Genomic DNA, 19028 nt, shown 5'->3' with positions numbered 1-19028 from the left:
TTAAAATTAATTTATTCTTTGGTAATCAAATATAGTATTTTTCTGAATATCAAATTCTAATTTTTATCCCTGAGTTTTGGGACAAAACTCTAAAAATGAGACATAAAAAAATCCGAAACAACATATTTCATGTTGCTTCGGATTTTAAGTATTTATTCTCCAAATTGGAAATTATTTTTTTCTCTTTTTGAAATTTACGCTACAACTCCCGCTTTAGAAATTTCAATATCTGCTTTTACGTGTGCAGCATTTGCTCTTCCGCTCGGATCCTGGTTTTCCTGCCATTTCGGGATCCATTTCCGAACCGTTTGTGCAGCACTAACCTGTGGATAGAATTTATGAAAAATAGATCTGTATAGGTAAGCTTCTTTTGTTGTTGGTGAATTGTATGGAAATTCAGCACTTGCTCCGGCTAATTGTTCATCAGAAACCTGGGTAGCACAATATTCAATTAATTCATCAACCCATTTATATCCAACTCCATCAGAAAACTGTTCTTTTTGTCTCCATAAAATTTCAGTTGGCAAATATGGGTTTTCCGGGGTATCAAATGCTTTTCTTAAAATATATTTTTCAATACCATCATATGTCTTTGGTTGTTTTTCTTCTGTTTTAATTCGAATTGAAACATCTAAAAAATCTTTGTCCAAAAATGGAATTCTGGCCTCTAGTCCGTGTGCCATTGTTGTTTTATCTGCACGTAATAAATCTGCGGTAAACAATTTCTGAACTCTTTCGATTGTTTCATCCTGAAATTCTTCTGTAGATGGCGCATTTCTAAAATACAAATGACCTCCAAAAACTTCATCAGCTCCTTCTCCTGAAAGAATTACCTTAATTCCCTGATCAGCTACTGCTTTTGATAACAAATACATTGGTACGCCAGATCTCACTGAAATGATATCATAAGTTTCGATATGATAAATCACTTTTTCTAAAATAGCAACACCTTCTTCTACCGTAAAATGTATTTCATGATGTTCTGTTCCTAAAAATTCAGCCGCTTTTCTTGCAGCACTATTGTCAGGAGAATCAGCATCTAAACCAATAGAGAAAGAATGTAGTTTTTCTCCGCTTTCCTTCAACAATCGCGCTGCAATTGCTGATGTTAATGAGGAGTCTAATCCTCCTGAAAGTAAAACACCTACCGGCACTTCGCTCATTAAGCGTTTACGAGTTGCCTGTATTAACGATTCACGAACCAGATCAAGATCTAATGCCTGATTAGCATTCGAATGATCTTCATAATCAGGATTATAATATTTTACGAAACCTGTTTTTCCTGTGTAATAATGCCCCGGAGGAAAAGTTGAAAACGATTTGCACTGATCTGCAATTGATTTCATTTCTGACGAAAAATAGATTCTTCCTCTTTCATCCAATCCGTAATATAATGGTTTAACACCAACTGCATCTCTGGCGGCAATATAATTATCACCATCTATGATAACAAAAGCAAAATCGCCATCAAGCATATTACAAAACTTGTATCCAAATTCTTCATACAGATGCACAATTACCTCTGAATCTGATTTTGTTCTAAACGTATGATTTTTTAATACTGTATCTTTTAATTCCTGGTAATTATAGATTTCCCCATCATGAACCATCCAGGCTTTATTAGTTCCCTGAATTGGCTGTTTACCCGATTTTAAATCGATAATCGACAGGCTTTCATGACAAATAATACTGCCATTCTCCATAATATGCAAATCACGTTCATCAGGACCACGATGCGACATTCTTTTAGAAAGCTCTTTTACGAGTTGCGGGTCTTTTCCTTTACCAATAACGGCCAATAATCCAGACATACTATTCTATTTTTTATTTATTTTAATTTTCGCTCACATCAAAACAAAGTAAGCCGGCAGTAATTTCCTTTATAATCTTCTAATTTTTAGCTCAAACTAATACCAAATAATCTATTTCCTGTAATTATATAGCTACAATACAGGTGATTTGTTTTATTTCAGCGAATGCCAAATATAAAAAAGAAACTTAAACAATTGCTGAAAAAAAAATTTAAGTATCTGAAATAATAGTTTTTAACATTATTAGACAAGAAAAACGTCCTCAATACTGAGAACGTCTTTCGGAAAAATAATATATACTAATTCTAATAATTCCTGTTTATGCTTGCGCGTAAGCGTCATCATGTACACTTGCCACTGCTCGTCCTGAAGGATCGTTCATATTTTTGAAAGCTTCATCCCACTCCAACGCAATTTTTGTACTACAAGCAACACTTGCTTCCTGAGGCACACATAAAGCTGCTGCATCACTAGGGAAATGTTCTGCAAAGATCGAACGATAGTAATATTCTTCTTTAGAAGTTGGTGTTTGCAAAGGGAATTTGAATCTTGCATTTGCCAATTGCTCATCTGAAACTTCTTTGGCTACCACTTCTTTCAAAGTATCAATCCAGCTGTATCCTACTCCATCAGAAAATTGCTCTTTTTGTCTCCATGCTACACTTTCCGGCAACATATCTTCAAAAGCTTTACGAACTACCCATTTTTCCATTGGGTGCTCTTTGTTGATCATTTTATCTTGTGGGTTGATACGCATCGCAACATCCATAAATTCTTTATCTAAAAACGGAACACGCCCTTCGATTCCCCATGCTGCCAAACTTTTGTTTGCACGCAAACAATCGTACATGTGCAGTTTGCCTAATTTACGAACGTTTTCTTCGTGAAATTCTCTTGCATTTGGTGCTTTATGAAAGTATAAGTAACCTCCAAACAACTCATCTGCACCTTCACCTGACAATACCATTTTGATTCCCATTGATTTAATAACTCTCGCCATTAACCACATTGGAGTTGATGCTCTAACCGTAGTTACATCATACGTTTCCAGGTTATAAATTACATCACGAACTGCATCTAAACCTTCCTGAATTGTAAATTTGATTTCGTGGTGAATTGTTCCGATATGTTTTGCTACAATTTGAGCTGCGGCTAAATCAGGAGAACCATCTAATCCTACTGAGAAAGAGTGTAGTTGAGGATACCACGCATCTGTAGTATCATCTGACTCAATACGTTTTTGTGCAAATTTTTTGGCTACAGCCGAAGTAATAGACGAATCTAAACCTCCTGAAAGTAAAACTCCGTAAGGAACATCACTCATTAATTGTCTGTGAACCGCCGCTTCAAGTGCTTCTTTAATTGCAGGAATACTTGTTTCGTTGTCTTTTACAGCATCATAATCTACCCAGTCTCTTTTGTACCATTGTACAAATTCACCGTCTTTGCTTGTCATATAATGTCCTGGAGGAAATAACTCAATTTTTGTGCAATATCCTTCTAATGCTTTCAATTCTGAAGCTACATAAAAAGTCCCGTGCTGATCCCAACCAATATAAAGGGGAATAATACCCATGTGATCACGAGCAATAAAATACTCATCTTTCTCAACATCATAAATAGCGAATCCGAAGATTCCGTTCATTTCGTCTACAAAGTGTGGTCCTTTTTCTTTGTAAAGTGCTAAAATAACTTCACAGTCACTTTCTGTCTGAAAGTTATATTTTCCTTCAAATTGTTTACGCAATTCTCTGTGGTTGTAAATCTCACCATTTGCAGCCAAAACCAATTTTTTATCTTCTGTAAATAAAGGTTGTTTTCCTGAAGCTGGATCTACAATTGCCAAACGCTCGTGTGAAAGAATTGCTTTATCATTGCTGTAAATTCCGCTCCAGTCCGGTCCGCGGTGACGAATGATTTTAGACATTTCTAATACTTGAGGTCTTAATGTTTCGGCTTTTTGTTTTAGATCAAAGGCACATACGATTCCACACATAACTATATATTTTTATTTGTAAATTTTTATTTTGATAAGGCAAAGATGCGGTATTGGTTACAATTGAAAAACATAAAAGTTTATTTCAGTTATAATTTAAAACCAAAAAATGACATTTACATATAAAATGTAAAATTTTAACAGTAAAAAAAGGCCTGAACTTGAAAATTTCAATTTCAATCTTAAACAAGGCACAAAACACAAGGTTTTAAAGAGATATTTGAGTTAAATATTATGATATTCAAAAATCACTGAAAGATTCCTAAAGAGAAGAAGAAAAGTGGTTTGGTAATTGTTCTTTTCATCAATTTTTAATTTCATCATACAAATTCCATCACCTTGTTTGTCATCTAGAGGAACGAGGGATGACAAGATTGTGTGGAATCTCTTTATTTATAATCCTGTGTAGTCCCTACGGGACAATTTCATCATGTGATCATTCTTTTTCTACCGATATTTAACTCCTAAAGGAGTATATATTGTAGAGAAAAAATGTCGGTAGAAAAAACAAATATCAATATTTAATATATCTCGTAGAGATTAAATGTCGGTAGAAAAAATAAACGCGGAAATAAAATTGTCCCGTAGGGACTACACAAAAAATCAAACCTTACAAAACACTCTCAATCGTATAATGCGTCTTATTGATTTCAAATTTAAACCCAACTTTGTTCCCCATTAAATGAGATCCAAGCGGAGATTGAGGTGAAAGTGCAATAACATTGATTCCGTCAATTGCAATTTTAGGAAGTGCCACGCTTACATACAAATAAATTCCGTTGGCTTTTACCAAGCTGCCCAAAATAATATTTTCAGTAGTTTTTGATGCGTCAATTTTATCTAAAATCGCTTTTTGAGTTATCGCTTCTTTTAGTTTATTGGTAAGTTTTTCCTGCTCGATATGCATCATCGACAAAGCCGTTTCGTGTTTGTCACCGGCAGAACCTTTGGCATCGTTTTTAGAATCTTCGGTCAAAGCCGAAATCATATCTCTGAAAACATCAATGCGGTCCTGAACCATTTGCAGGTAATGTGAATGTATTTTTTGTTTGAATTCCATATTGTAGTTTAACCGCAAAGAGCGCTAGGTTTTACGCAAAGGTCGCAATTTTTTTCGCCACGAATTACACAAATTTTCACTAATTATAAAAACAAAGTTCGCAAAGTCTGATATTGAATCAGCTTTGCGAACCTTGCGTTTTCTCAACAAAATGTGAGATAAAATTCCTTGCGGTCTTTGCGGTTAGAAAACCTTAAAAATCAAATTTATAATTTGCCCCTACTAACACCTGAAATCCTTGTACAGGATAATTCAGCCATTTTTCGTACGCTTGGTTTCCTATATTATTCAATTTTAAGAAACAAGTCAAACGTTCGTTGTATTTGTATCCTAAATGTGCATTGGCATCAAAATAACTTTTAAGAGTTGTAATAACCGGATCAGTTCCTAAATCAAGATTCGATTGCATGTCTTTACGCTCTCCTACAAAGAAAACATTCAAACCAGCGTACCATTGTTTTGTAATGTTTACATCAAGATTTGAGCTTATTTTCATCGACGGTAAATTCCAAGCTTCAATTCCGTCGTATTTGTAACTATTAAAAGTTCCGTTGATTCCAAAAGATACATTTCTTGAAAAATCAGCTTTTAATTCCCCATAAAAACGAAATGTTCTAACGTCGTCATAAACTACTCCAAATGAGTTCCCGAAAGCATAATTTTGATTCGAGAAATCCTCTGTATAATCATTCCCTTTGTATAGTGCTTTATCTTTTTCATTCAGATAAGATCCTGTAAGGTTATAATTGATATTGTTTGCCAATTTACCTTTTAAACCTGCAAAAACAGTATATTGATTATTCGTAGGTTTCATATTTAATGTTGGCGATAAAAACGGATTATCGTTTACAAAATCAGCATAAGAATTTTGTTCTAAACCTCCATTTACTCCTGTGTAAAAAATCATTAAATCACCAACTAATTTATACGACGCATTTACTTTTGGATAGATATAAAACTTGTTTCCACTGTTTTCAGAATCTAAACCATAGAACAATCCTGCTCCTAATTCTAATGTCCAGTCGTTTTCAAGAATAACAAAACTTGGTTCAATTCCAAAATTCGTCAAACTGTATTTTAGAGGTTGTGTATTGTCACGCGCATAATTATGTTCGAAAGATCCGCTTACGTGATCTACAATAATATTGGTGTTGATCGATTGATCCATAACTTCTACTTTGAAAGAAGGCTTTACATAAAAGCGATTCTCTGAAGAAGAAAAACTATCTGAAAAATGCGTGAATTTAGTTGATATTTTACTAAAAATCCCTTCGTTAAATTCGACATTTCCTCCTAATGAAATAGTGTTATAAGAATGATTCGGATTGATTCCTCTAATTAAATCATTACGGGTTTGTCCCGCCAAAGTCGAACCAAATTCAGCCGGTAAACCATACCAGTTGTACAATTGATTTTGGTATCCTAAATCAACATTCCACGACATGTCACGATTGTTTACGCCGTAACCTACATTTAATGCTGTATCATAAAACTCATCATTAAGATCTACACCTTTAATTCCGCCCTGAGACGAATGGTGACGAAACATTCCTGCTACGTAATCATTATTTCCCAAATCCTGATTTACGAACAATTCAGCATTTAAAGTCCCATAATTACCAACTCCCAAAGTCGCATAATTATTAAATAGTTTTTCTCTTTTTGATTTCTCAACACCTTCTGCTTTTCCTTTTGAAGGCGTAAATGTAGAAGCTACGGGAACTGAAAGAATACTATATTTTATAGTTTCTTTAGGCTGATTTCCTGTATCGTCAAGTGACGGAGTTTCTTTTATCTTAAAAGCATCCGAAATTGTTGGCGAATAAGGCTTTACCACATTTACCGTTTCTGTTCCTATCGTTTCCTCTTTTTTAATCTGAGAAAACGAAACCTGAACAACAAACAATACTAGTAAAATGATGATTTTATTATGGCAATTAATTTTCATATTTCTTTATTTTAAGAGTATAGAGAAAAGAATATAGAAAATAGACTATACTAAATCCTTTTTATTCTACTCAAACTCTTTGTTCTTTATTCTATTCTCTTTATTCTATTCTCTTTATTCCTAAGCTTCCCATTCACCTTTTGCAACAAATTGAGCTTTTCCACCTATTTGAATATCAAACTCGTTGTCGTTTAAACTTCCTTTAAAATAAATCTGAGAGGGACGACCGATATAGTCTCCCTGATAATTAATCAATTCAAATTCAGGTTTATGATATTTTAGCAAAAAAGCCTGCAAGCATGTACTCGCGCTTCCTGTTGCAGCATCTTCGATCAATTGATTGTGTTCAATACACAACATTCTGCTAAACAATTTAGAACCTTCTAAATAATAAAAATATAAAGCCTGATGAGCTGTTTTGCAATTATTTTTAAGCCATTTTTGTGTTTTATCTTTGTCTAAAACCAAATTTTCCAACGCTCTTTTACTGCTTAATCCAACCATTACAAAAGCACTTCCGGTGGTTACTTCCTGAATAGGAAATTGATTTTCAAAATCATGGTTTTCCAGATTACTAAACACTGTAATATCTTCTTTCGAAAAAATATCCCAAAATTTTGGCTGGGCTGCTTTTAACCAAATCAAACCTTCAGACTGATGAATTGCAATTGGCCCAATTGGAACATTTAATTTTATATTCTCCGGCGCATTATCAAATACTTTATTCATCAAAACCCATGAAGTCCCAATTATCGGATGTCCCGCAAATTGCATCTCCTGAGAGGGTGTAAATATTTTTATCTCGGCCTTATTATTTTCTTTGTCAAGTTTGGTTATAAAAGTGCTTTCGGCGAAGTTAATTTCGCGCGCAATTTGCTGCATTTCTTCAGCACTTAATTTTTCCGCATCCATAAAAACCGCCAATTGATTTCCGGCATATTTTTTATCAGCAAAAACATCAACTATATAAAAGGGTAAACTCATTTTTCTTAAAAGATTTTAAGAGAATAAAATATAGAGAATAGACTTTCCAATCTTTGCTCTTATATCTATTTTCTTTGTTCTATTTTCTTTATTCTTTGCTCTTTATTCTTTGCTCTTTATTCTATTCTCTTTAATTCTTACTTATTAATCGACGAATTCGTTTTAGCTTCTTCTGCTTTAATCGCCGCCAATTCTTTTTTAGCTTCTTCGACAACATCCGGATAATCGGTAAAATTGTTTATTACGTTATCTAAAATGTAAGTTGCCTGATAACTGTCTTTTAATCCGTAGAAGTTTTTAGCCATTAAAACCAAACTCTTCGCTCCGTAATATTTATAAGCTGAATAGTTTTTTGCTAATTTCTGAACTGAAACATTCGAAGCGTCAAACTTGCCTTCTTTCGTTTTAAAATAAGCGTCATAAAACAATGCTTCTGCCGCTAATTCTCCTTTTGATGTTGCTGATAATTTAGCATAAGCCGCTTTTGCTTTGTCTTCATCACCAGTTTGCATTGCCGCGCGTGCTACAATAATCTGAGCATCGGCTTTTACATTTGCATCAGCTTTTATATTTTGCAATACTTTGTCAGCATACACAACTGCATTGTCATAATCTTTTTTGTCATAATAACATTTCATCAGGTTTGCTTGTGCAAAGCTTTTGTTTTGAGACGAATCAGATTCATTTTCTAATCTTACTAAAACCGGAATTGATTTATCACAATCTTTTGCTTTCAGGAAAATCTGCGCTAATTTGGTTAACGATTTCTCTGTAAATTCGTTTCTTGGCTGATCAATTACATATTGATAATTGGCAACTGATTTTGTTTCTGAACCTTCTGTATAATACAATTGTGCCAAATAATAATTAGCTTCCAATGAATGTAACCCTGTTGAAAATTTAGTGATATAACCCACAAAACCGGTAATCGCCTGTTTGCTGTTATTTTGGCTGTATTGTTTAAAAGCAGCATCATAAGTATCATTATCCAGTTCTGCATCTGTAACGGCAACAAAGTCCAGAGTACGAACCCAGGTTGCATATTCATCTACTTTTCCTGAGTCTACATAAATTAATCTGGCTGTCGAAACTGCTTCCAGAGCTTCCGGTGTTTTCGGGAATTCTGCGGCTACTTTTTTGAATTTTACCAAAGCCTGGTCCTCACGATCTGAGTTGTAATAAATCAAACCTTGTTTTAGAATTGATTTTGAAGTAAAGGCACCGTTTTTATATTCAGAAATTAACTGATCATAGGTTTTTAGGGCAAGATCATTCTTTTTTTCTGCCACATAACTATTTCCTAATTCATATAAAGCATCATCACGATATTCTGACTTTTTATACATCTGAAGAAAATTATTCAACTCGCCGATTTTCTTATCATTTTTAGACATAAAACCGTACGCCATCGCTTTTTGAAACTGAGCATAATCAGCATCAACACCTCTTGCTTCAATTGCTTTTGCGTAAGCTTCATTTGCTGCCGTGTATTTTGACGTTACAAAACGACAATCTCCTAAACGTAAATATGAATCATTCAAACGAACTTTATCTTCTTTAGAATTGTCTATTTGTGCCTGAAACGAATTTCCTGCCTGATCATATTCTTTTAGTTTAAAATAAGTATATCCAATATTATAATTGATGTTTTTATACTCAGCTGTACTTTTTGATGCAGCCTGGCCAGCAAACTGTTTGTAACTCAATAATGCATTCTGAAAATCACCGGTAACATATTCTGTTTCTGCTTTCCAGAAAGTGGCACGTGCCGTAAACTCAGGTGTTTTTTGTTCGCTGATTGCGCTTTTGAACATTTTTCCTGCTTCCTGATATTCTGATTCGTTATACAATTCTATACCTCTGTAGAAAAGTACTTTTTGATAGGCAGTTTTATTCTCTGCCGATCTGTTTTTCTCTAATAAAACTAAAGCTTCTTTGTAATTTTTAGTCGAAATATAAGAATCTACTAATAATTTCTCTACTTCAGATCTGCTTGAATTGTTTGGGTATTTTTTTAGGAAATCAAGTAAAATTCCCGGAACAGTTTGATAAGCATTTCCGATATCATAACTCACTTTAGCATAATTTAAAGCTGCATCTTCCTGAATCTGTGCATTAAAATCCATTTCAGAAGCATTTTTGAAAGCATTTAATGCTTCTTGCTTTTTACCCGTATTTAAATAACTTAAACCTAAATGGTAATAAGCGTTTTGAGCTACGAAATCTTTTCCTTCGATAATTTTATTGAATTGAGAAATCGCTTTTTCATACTCTTTCTGCTCATAATACGCATATCCTAACTGGTAAAAATCAGTATTGCTCCACTTCCCCTTTTTACCTGCGTATTGCTCTAAAAACGGAATCGCTTTGTCATATTGCTTTAGATTGAAATAACTTTCTCCTATAATTTTATTCAGTTCAGATTTTTCAAGTGCATTGGATTTGCTCATTGCTTTCTGCCCCAAATCGATTGCTTTCTGAAAATTTCCTAACTTGAAATTCATGTCTGCCTGATAGTACGAAAGCTTTTCTTTGTACTTTTCTTCGCCTGAAACTTCATCAAAATATTTAGTTGCTTCTTTATAATCATCACCTTCATAAGCCATGAAACCTAAGTAATATTTGGCCTGAGAACCAAATTCAGCAGAGTTTACGACTTTGTTAAAGTAGGTTGTAGCTTCCTTTTTCTTTTTAGCATTGAAATAACTGTAACCTTTCTGGAAATTAAATTTATCCGATTCGGATTTGCTCATGTAACTTTCGTCTACTTTATCAAACCATTGCAACGCTTTAGGATAGTTTCCCTGCTCGAAGAAATATTGAGCAACCTCGATATACGCCTGATTTTGCTTGGTACTTGTTGGATAATCTGTAACGAATTTTTCCATCAGAGCATCAGCATTTGCTTTATTGGTTCTAATGGCGCAATTGGCGATGTAATATGCACAATCTGACTGAACTTCTTCTGTCGTGGCATTGTTTTTTACATACTCAAAGATAAGTTGGGCCGATGCATATTGTTTGTCATTATATAAAGCCAGTGCTTTGTCAAAATCCTTTAAATCATAAGTATAAATAGCCGATTTTTGTGCCGAAACTATGGTCGAAATAAGGATAATTGGTAATAAAAAGAACCAGGAAAGTTTACGCATTTTAATTATATTTAGTATTCAAATGTATCATTTTATACCGTTTATAACGAAACGTTTCAAGCTTTTATTATGAACAAATATTTAACAATGCTTATTTCTAAATTAAGTTCAAACCATATAAGTGATATAAGTAATTATAAGTTAGGAGTTTTACGGACTTCTTTTCGACAGTAAATCATATCCGTTGGTACAAAGAATTTTTTCAGCATTACGTATCTAAAATGAACTTATATCACTTATATGGTTTAAAATTCATTTCGATATTTTATAAGAAATGATTCAAATTTATTTTGAATACAAGCGTTATCTTATTACTTTTACCAATCAAATCAATTTATTATGTCACAAACCGTACTGTCTCTTAAAGAAGTTACTATATATCAGGAAGGAAGAAAAATTTTATCTCATATTAATTTAGATGTTAACCACGGTGAGTTCATCTATATTATTGGAAAAACAGGTTCCGGAAAAAGTAGTTTTCTAAAAACTTTGTACGGGGATTTGCCTTTAACTGAAGGTGAAGGTCATATTGTTGAATTTGATTTGGCTACTTTAAAAGAAAAAGACATTCCGTATTTGAGACGTAAAATCGGAATTGTATTTCAGGATTTCAAATTACTGCCGGACCGTTCCGTAAAAGACAATATGCTATTTGTTTTGAGAGCTACAGGATGGGTTGATAAAGAAGGAATGGAACGCAAAATTGATGAAGTTCTGGACAAAGTTGGTATGAAAGATTACACCAATAAAATGCCACATCAGCTTTCAGGAGGAGAACAGCAACGTGTTGCTATTGCAAGAGCTTTACTAAACGATCCTGAATTTATCCTGGCTGATGAACCAACAGGAAACCTTGACCCTCAGACCAGTTCTGAAGTTCTGGAAGTATTGAAAAAAATTAACGCAAACGGTAAAACCGTGATCATGGCAACTCATGATTATGCTTTATTGCTAAAATTCCCGTCTAAAACATTGAAATGCGAAGACGAAAGAATTTTTGAAGTAGTACAACGCAGCGTATAATTCTTTCTATTTTAATTCTAATTCTATCCTAATTAAATGTTTTTTGTGCTTGTTCAGCATTTAAAACTACAATTCTGTGATTTTAGGAATTCAATATAACATCATAATCAGAAATAAAAATTTATTTGGGGAAACATGCTGATAAGTTTGTCATTCTTTTATTCCTTTTATCGCCAAATAAGCAAAGTAATTTTAAGAATGCAAATGTTGCGAAACAATTATTTGTGATCAAATGCCGGTAAAAACCATTTGAATTTTACTGCTAATAATCGAACGGTAATAATAACCACAGAAGTTACTACGTATAAAATATCGTTATCAAGATTCAGTTTTTTTAGTGCAAAAAAGACGATTCCGCCCAAAATACATATGGTAGCATAAATTTCTCTTCTGAATATTGTTGGAATTTCGGTACACAAAATATCACGTGTTACGCCTCCAAAACAAGCTGTCATAGTTCCTAAAGCAATACAAATTACAGGATGCAGCCCCTTTTCAAGACCTTTTTCAAGACCTATCAAAGTAAAAACACCAAGTCCGATAGTATCAAACAAAAAAAGAGAAGTCCTTAATCTGTCAAACTTCTTTCTGAAAAGAATGGCGAAGCCAAAACCTAAGATTATTACATAAACATATTGCAGATCCTGCATCCATCCTACCGGAGTTCTGCCTATCAAGACATCACGAAGCGTACCGCCACCAACCGCCGTAACAAAAGCAATGATAAAAACACCAAACGGATCAAGTCTTTTATGCATAGCCGTTAAGGCACCTGACATTGCAAAAGCCATTGTACCGATAAGATCTAATAAATGAAACATTCTATTTTTTTAAGTTGCAAAGGTACAAAGATACAAAGGTTCAAAAACTGAATTGATTATTTAGTTTTTGAACCTATATATTTATTTCTATTTGAGGATTAACTCTCTTAATAGCTTCAATAAATCTAAGTCTGTCTTTTGGAGAGATCAAGACTGTATCAAACTGATTGTAAACAATCTCAATTCTGTCAAACGAAAGTGCTGGCGAACTTATAATGTTATAGCTTTTAGTTATTTTATTTATACTCTGAATTTCAATTTTCAAATTAATAAAAAAGCCACATTTAATCGTCAACTTACCATTTTCGATTATATAATATGTATTCAAAAAGACATGCAAAATAAAAGCAACTACGAAGAGTATAAATACAAAACCAATCCACTTTTGATCGTACGCTAAACTAATCAAGACAGCACCAAAAATCACTACTAAAAATAGTATCAGCCAAACATCTGCTTTAGACTTGAATTGCTCCATTGCTACTTATTATCTTTTTACATAGATCGGACTTCTTTTCAATAAATAAGAAATAGAATCGATCCAGCTGTCTTTTATATTTAGGAAAGGTTTACGGGTTTGTGAGTAAATTTTGGTTCCGTTTTTATACATATCAAAATAAACCATGTAGTTATAGTACGTTTGTGTACTGGCATTTGTTGTAGAAATGTCGCTTGTTTTTAATTTTTTATTATTGTCGCTCACTTTAGCGCTTCCACTGTTGTAAGTTGAAGCTGTTGAACCTTCTGTAATTGTATAAGAAACTTTTGCTGCAACGATATTATCTACTCCAAGGATTTTTTGAAGATCTTCGATTGGAGTTTCATCGATATTTTTATAATCAATTCCGGCTTTATGCAATAAACTATTTGTAACTCTTAAGTCCTGAACAGTTAACGGGAATAGATTTGCAGATTTGTCTAGCAACTTATTATAAAGATCACTTTGCGCAAACTTTGCCATTTCTTCAGAACTCTCCATAGTACCTGAATTCACATACGGAACTGGTAATACGGCAATTGTATTGGGTTTCATTTCGGCAGAAGTTATACTATGACCTGAATCATCCGGAGAAACAGTATTTGCGATGTTTGCAGTGTTTGCAGCTATATCAAAAGTTTGAGAACGGCCACTGGCAAAATCAATTCTGGCAATTTGAGATACATCAAGCGCTATTCGCATTGTTTCTCCCGGTAAAGAATATTCAACCTCTTTGTCAGACATTTTAGCAATCGTACATTCAATAATCTGATAATCTCTTTTTATTATTTTATCCAATTTTTTACCTCCTTGGGCGAAAGTAAAAACGGAAACAAACATTATTAATATTACGGTAATAACTTTTGTAAAGTTCATGGTATTTAAATTAAATTTTCCTACTCTTTGGCTTTTCGGATCCGCCTTTTCTAAAATATACTCCCTAAATTTGTAAAATAGAAGCATACTCAAAGTTACGAAATTCCGAACAAACAGGCACAAAAAACCAAATTAATTACATATTCTGCGTATAAAAATTGTAATCTTTCAAAATCACCCTTAAAAAATCGTTTTCGCTGCCGGATTGATTTTTAATTCCTGTCACAGTTTCAATCTTAGCTACCAATTTATAAATAACTTCCTGATCATTTCTTGCCTCGGCATTTTGAAAAGTCTCTTTAATAATTCGCATATCATTATCAGATAATTTAATTACCAAGGGATAAGTAGGCACGTACGACTCTCCTATTTCTTCGAGAATAGTATGACTGATATTTATTTTATTTTTTAAAGTTATAACCGCAGTTCCCGCAACCATATCACCCAATCTTTGAGCTTTTTTACTCGAAACAACACTTACTACTGCCACTATACCGTATAAAAGTGTAATATCTACCAGTCTAAAAAACCAACGCATTAAGTAATCTCCAAATCCTGCCTGATAACCGTCTATTTTCACGACTTTGATCCTGACTAGTTTTTTCCCGATGGTTTGACCTTCAAAAATGCTTTCTAAAGTTAGCGAATAAATGAAAAATGGGAAATAAAGGATCAAAACGATCGAACCTTTTGACCAATTGTCTAAGGTTTGAAATAATTTGTAGAAATTTAACCAATAGAAAAAAACAAGGGAAACCACCGCCACATAAGCAACTTTGATAGCCAGATCTATAAAATAAGATCCTATTCGTTCTCCGGGAGAAGCGGCAATAAAATTTATTCGAACATTTTGTGTTGTATTAATAGATAATTCTGACATATTTTATATTTTAGCCTACAATGAGAGAAGTTGCCTTCATAAAACAAAATAAAGAAAAATGGCTTGAATTCGAGCTAGCAATTTTTGGTAAAGCTAAAAAAAATCCTGATGAGTTAGCTAATTTGTACATTCAAATGATGAATGATTTATCTTACGCTCAAACGTATTACCCAAAAAGTAAAACAGTAGTGTATTTAAACCATCTTGCTTCGCAGATTTATCAAAAAATTTACAAGACCAAGCGTACCGAAAAAAACAGATTCCTGGAATTCTTTAAGACCGAAGTTCCTTTACTCCTTTATGAATACAGGAGGTATTTGCTGTATGCCTTTATTTTATTTTTTGCAACGGTTGCCATGGGAGTAGTTTCGGCACGATATGATCAAAATTTTGTCAGGTTGATCTTAGGAGACGGTTATGTCAACATGACGCTTGACAATATCAAAAAAGGAAATCCAATGGCCGTTTATGAATCCGGAAGCAATTGGGGAAGTTTTATTGGCATCACGATAAACAACCTTTATGTAGGCGCAAGATGTTATATTTATGGAATTTTTGGCGGTCTGGGAAGTTTTTACATTTTTCTTCAAAACTCATTGATGTTAGGGGCTTTTCAGTACTTTTTTTATGAGCAGGGCGTTTTCTGGAAAAGTGTTCGCGGCATCTGGATTCACGGTTCAATGGAAATTTTTGCTATCGTAATTGAAACTGCTGCGGGATTTATTCTGGGAGCTTCGATCCTATTTCCTAAAACATACTCGAGAATAAACTCCTTTAAAATAGGGTTTAAAAACAGCTTTAAAATATTTCTGAGCACACTTCCTTTTACCATAAGCGCAGGATTTCTTGAAGGCTATATTACCCGATATTCTATCGATATGCCCAATTGGCTGAGCAGTTTTATCATTCTAATTACATTAGGGATAATTTCATTTTACTATTTAGTTTATCCCTTTATTGTTCACAAAAAAACAACCTCATTATAATGTTTGAACTTTTCAAGAAACGAGAACTCGGCGACTATATCATAGACACTTTCACCTTTTTTAAAACTTTTGGAAAGCATTTTTTCAAGATTTTTTTCATAATCAATACAGGAATGCTTCTTGTAACGGGCGCTTTAATGTATTGGTTTCTAAAAATTAATTTTAGGATTTTATTCAATGATAATCTAAAAGGTATGCCAACAGATTATCTTTTAAAATATTTCAACAATAACTACCCGCTCCTAATTGGTGTAGTGGTGCTTTTTGTTCTTATCCTGTTAATTGTATCTCTGTTCAACTCTTCCTATCCTATTTTATATTTAAAACTGATCGCCGAAAAAAACAGAAATGATTTTACCGCAAAAGATATCTTATCTGCTTTTAAACAGAATATCTGGAAAATGTTCAAGTTTAGCTTTGGTTTGGTTTTTATCCTGTTCCCTGTCTTGGTTGTAACTGTTCTTTTATTGTTTTTTCTGTGCTTTGTTTTAATTGGTTTCCCGTTATTAATAATTGCGATTCCGGCTCTATTTGCTTTTATAAACTTTAGTTTTTATAGCTATCTTATTCAGGAAAAAAGCTTTTTTCAGTCTTTAAATCACGCTTATATTTTACTAAAAAAGGATTTCTGGGCGATAATTGGTGCCACTTTTATAGTAATGGTAATAATCCAGATGATACAGGGATCTATAACATTGTTCTTTTATTTTGTGGGAATATTTATTTTTCTGGGTACAGTATTAGTAAATCCTAATTTTGATGTAAAACCAGTTGAAGATTCGCCAATACTCCTATTTACGATTTCATTGATCTTTATTATACTACTTGCAATCAGTACTATTTTTAATAACATACTAGTTATTAATCAAGGTATTATTTATTATAGTTTAGACACAGAAAACAAAACTTCGACTACTGATATTGATTTAATTGGATCCAATGATGTCTAGAATTCTCCTTATCCTTTCTTTTCTTTTCTTCTGGGGCAATGTTACTGCTCAGGATTCTTTGGATACAGTTGATCCTCCAAAAATAACGGCTGTTCAATACACTGAAAAAGACATTCAAATTGATTCTGACACTGTAGAAGCGAAAACTTTTTTTAAAGATTTTAAGAAAAAATATACCGGTTCAGATTTTATGTATGAATATAAAGTTCCTGAAAAAGGTTTATGGCAACGTTTTGTCGAATGGCTTGCTAAAATCTACCGAAGTATTTTTAAGGAACACAGTACAGAAACCTCCATCAATTATGTTGGGATTTTTCTAAAAACAATTGCAGTACTAATTATTGTTTTTGTAATTTATTTAATAGCAAAAGCCCTGATTAATAAAGAAGGACAATGGATATTTGGAAAAAACGCCAATAAAAGAAATATCTATTACTCAGATATAGAAAAGAATATTCATCTTTTGGATTTTGAAAAACTAATCAAAGAAAGCCTTCAATCCGGAGAAAAAAGGGTCGTTATTCGCTATTATTATCTTTGGTTATTAAAGGTTATGGCGCAAAATCATTATATCGAATGGGATATAGAAAAGACAAATTCTGATTATTTATACGAACTTCAAAAACCAATTCATAAAGAAGAATTCACCTATTTATCCTATCTATACAACTACATCTGGTATGGTGAATTTGATATTGATGAAACCTCTTTTATAAAAGCCGAAAGCCGATTTAAAAATGCTATAAAAACCTTTAGTAATGGATAAAAGTATCAAAATATACATTGCTGTTCTGGTTATTATTCTAGCCTTAATTTTAATAGCAGACCGTGATCAGCCAAAACCTATTGACTGGAGACCAACTTATGCTGTCAATGACAAAATCCCGTATGGATTATATGTTTTTGACAAGGAAATCAATGGCTTTTTTAAAAATCACAAAGTAGAGAGAGTTTCCGCTCTTACGCCTTATGAATTTTTAGACTCGAAATATGATGAAGACAGTCTTGCTCAAAATTATAAAATCAAAGGAACCTTCATCAACATATCTGAATTTAGTACCATTGATGATCAATCGGCTAAAGAACTGCTTTATTTTGTATCACACGGAAACAATGCTTTTTTAAGTATGAAAACATTGCCGGGACCTATATTAGACAGTTTGAAAATCGATATCGATTCTGATTCACAATACTTCGTAAATAAGATAAACACATTTTGGTTCGCAAATAAAAAATCAGATTCAAAAAAACACCATTTAGTCGGAGGAATGGGAGATTATTTTTTCTCTAAAATAGATACACTTAATACAGTTGTTCTGGGTTATCAGGGAAATACAAATAAACTAACGCCTAAATTCAAAGATGTCAATTTTATAAAAATCCCTTATAAAAACGGTAATTTTTATTTACATACACAGCCTGCCGCTTTTACTAATTTACACTTATTAAAAGGAAATAATTACGAATATGCACAAAGCTTGCTTTCCTATATTCCGAAGGGGGATATTTTCTGGTATACAAAAGGACAGCATAACGAAAGTATTTCCGGCTCGCCTTTGCGTTATATCTTAAGTCAGCCGGCATTAAAATGGGCATGGTATTTCTTTTTAATCGGAATGTTGATTTTTATTATTTTTAATGCCAAGCGAAAACAACGTATTGTTCCGATCCTGAAACCTTTACCAAATTCAACAATTGATTTTACAAAAACAATTGGAAATTTATATTATCAGGAAGGCGATCACAAAAATATTATCGATAAAAAAATCATTTACTTTTTAGAAAAAATCAGAACCGAATATTTGATTGATACAACAAAATTAGATGATACTTTTATTAAAAAACTGCATTATAAAACAGGAAAAAGCGAAACGGACATACAAGAACTTATATTTTTGATCAACGAACATCGCAATAGTTATCACGGCAGTCTTGAAGAAGATTTAATTAGAATTAATAATGCAATAGAGAAAATTATACATTAGATAAAAATAATACGATTTCTTGTCATTTCGACGAAGGAGAAATCACACACGAAGAGAACACAAGTAAAATAGCACAAA

General features: G+C 33.0%; 15 protein-coding genes. 5 read left to right on the top strand and 10 right to left on the bottom strand.

Annotated elements, in window-relative coordinates:
• Positions 1-194 precede the first annotated feature (194 nt).
• From asnB (QLQ94_RS11705) to QLQ94_RS11680, 6 genes are all read right to left on the bottom strand, one after another.
• On the bottom strand, positions 195-1811 hold the full coding sequence (asnB, locus tag QLQ94_RS11705; protein ID WP_271335808.1) for an asparagine synthase B: 1617 nt from the start codon (positions 1809-1811) through the stop codon (positions 195-197).
• Between the two features lie 319 nt (positions 1812-2130).
• Entirely contained in the window at positions 2131-3807 is a 1677-nt protein-coding gene (gene asnB, locus QLQ94_RS11700) for an asparagine synthase B (RefSeq protein ID WP_271335807.1), read from the bottom strand.
• 610 nt (positions 3808-4417) lie between these two features.
• A complete protein-coding gene (locus QLQ94_RS11695) occupies positions 4418-4867 on the bottom strand; it encodes a hypothetical protein (protein WP_271335806.1) in 450 nt (149 codons plus the stop codon).
• A 193-nt stretch (positions 4868-5060) separates the two neighbouring features.
• Positions 5061-6815 (bottom strand): TonB-dependent receptor, encoded by a 1755-nt coding sequence (locus QLQ94_RS11690; protein WP_482499832.1) that lies wholly within the window; start codon positions 6813-6815, stop codon positions 5061-5063.
• Positions 6816-6935: 120 nt separating this feature from the next.
• A complete protein-coding gene (locus QLQ94_RS11685; protein ID WP_482499830.1) occupies positions 6936-7799 on the bottom strand; it encodes a PhzF family phenazine biosynthesis protein in 864 nt (287 codons plus the stop codon).
• A gap of 137 nt (positions 7800-7936) precedes the next feature.
• On the bottom strand, positions 7937-10951 hold the full coding sequence (locus QLQ94_RS11680; RefSeq protein ID WP_482499828.1) for a tetratricopeptide repeat protein: 3015 nt from the start codon (positions 10949-10951) through the stop codon (positions 7937-7939).
• 339 nt (positions 10952-11290) lie between these two features.
• On the opposite strand from QLQ94_RS11680, the gene QLQ94_RS11675 reads away from it, so the two are divergent.
• Complete coding sequence (locus QLQ94_RS11675) at positions 11291-11974, top strand: cell division ATP-binding protein FtsE (RefSeq protein WP_482499827.1); 684 nt, start codon at positions 11291-11293, stop codon at positions 11972-11974.
• A gap of 218 nt (positions 11975-12192) precedes the next feature.
• Here QLQ94_RS11675 and QLQ94_RS11670 read toward each other — a convergent pair whose 3' ends face one another.
• The 4 genes from QLQ94_RS11670 to QLQ94_RS11655 all read right to left on the bottom strand — a co-directional run bounded on the left by QLQ94_RS11670 (position 12193) and on the right by QLQ94_RS11655 (position 15029).
• Positions 12193-12795 (bottom strand): trimeric intracellular cation channel family protein, encoded by a 603-nt coding sequence (locus QLQ94_RS11670; RefSeq protein ID WP_271335801.1) that lies wholly within the window; start codon positions 12793-12795, stop codon positions 12193-12195.
• A gap of 73 nt (positions 12796-12868) precedes the next feature.
• Positions 12869-13273, bottom strand: coding sequence for a PH domain-containing protein (locus QLQ94_RS11665; protein ID WP_482499825.1), 405 nt, complete (start codon positions 13271-13273; stop codon positions 12869-12871).
• A 9-nt stretch (positions 13274-13282) separates the two neighbouring features.
• Entirely contained in the window at positions 13283-14149 is an 867-nt protein-coding gene (locus QLQ94_RS11660; RefSeq protein WP_482499824.1) for a hypothetical protein, read from the bottom strand.
• Between the two features lie 136 nt (positions 14150-14285).
• Complete coding sequence (locus QLQ94_RS11655) at positions 14286-15029, bottom strand: RDD family protein (protein ID WP_482499823.1); 744 nt, start codon at positions 15027-15029, stop codon at positions 14286-14288.
• Positions 15030-15049: 20 nt separating this feature from the next.
• Here QLQ94_RS11655 and QLQ94_RS11650 point away from each other — a divergent pair, with 20 nt between their 5' ends.
• From QLQ94_RS11650 to QLQ94_RS11635, 4 genes are all read left to right on the top strand, one after another.
• Positions 15050-16015: a stage II sporulation protein M gene (locus QLQ94_RS11650; RefSeq protein ID WP_271335797.1), complete on the top strand. Its 966-nt coding sequence runs from the start codon at positions 15050-15052 to the stop codon at positions 16013-16015.
• A 113-nt stretch (positions 16016-16128) separates the two neighbouring features.
• A complete protein-coding gene (locus QLQ94_RS11645; protein WP_482499821.1) occupies positions 16129-16965 on the top strand; it encodes a hypothetical protein in 837 nt (278 codons plus the stop codon).
• A complete protein-coding gene (locus QLQ94_RS11640; protein WP_482499819.1) occupies positions 16955-17731 on the top strand; it encodes a DUF4129 domain-containing protein in 777 nt (258 codons plus the stop codon). Before QLQ94_RS11645 ends, QLQ94_RS11640 begins: the two co-directional genes overlap by 11 nt.
• The gene (locus QLQ94_RS11635) at positions 17724-18950 is read left to right on the top strand and encodes a DUF4350 domain-containing protein (RefSeq protein WP_482499818.1); all 1227 of its coding nucleotides are present in this window, start codon (positions 17724-17726) and stop codon (positions 18948-18950) included. Before QLQ94_RS11640 ends, QLQ94_RS11635 begins: the two co-directional genes overlap by 8 nt.
• Positions 18951-19028 lie beyond the last annotated feature (78 nt).

Source organism: Flavobacterium sp. B114r (assembly GCF_056824125.1).
Note: the sequence above shows the minus strand (reverse complement) of the source record. Positions and strands in the feature narration are given on the sequence as shown.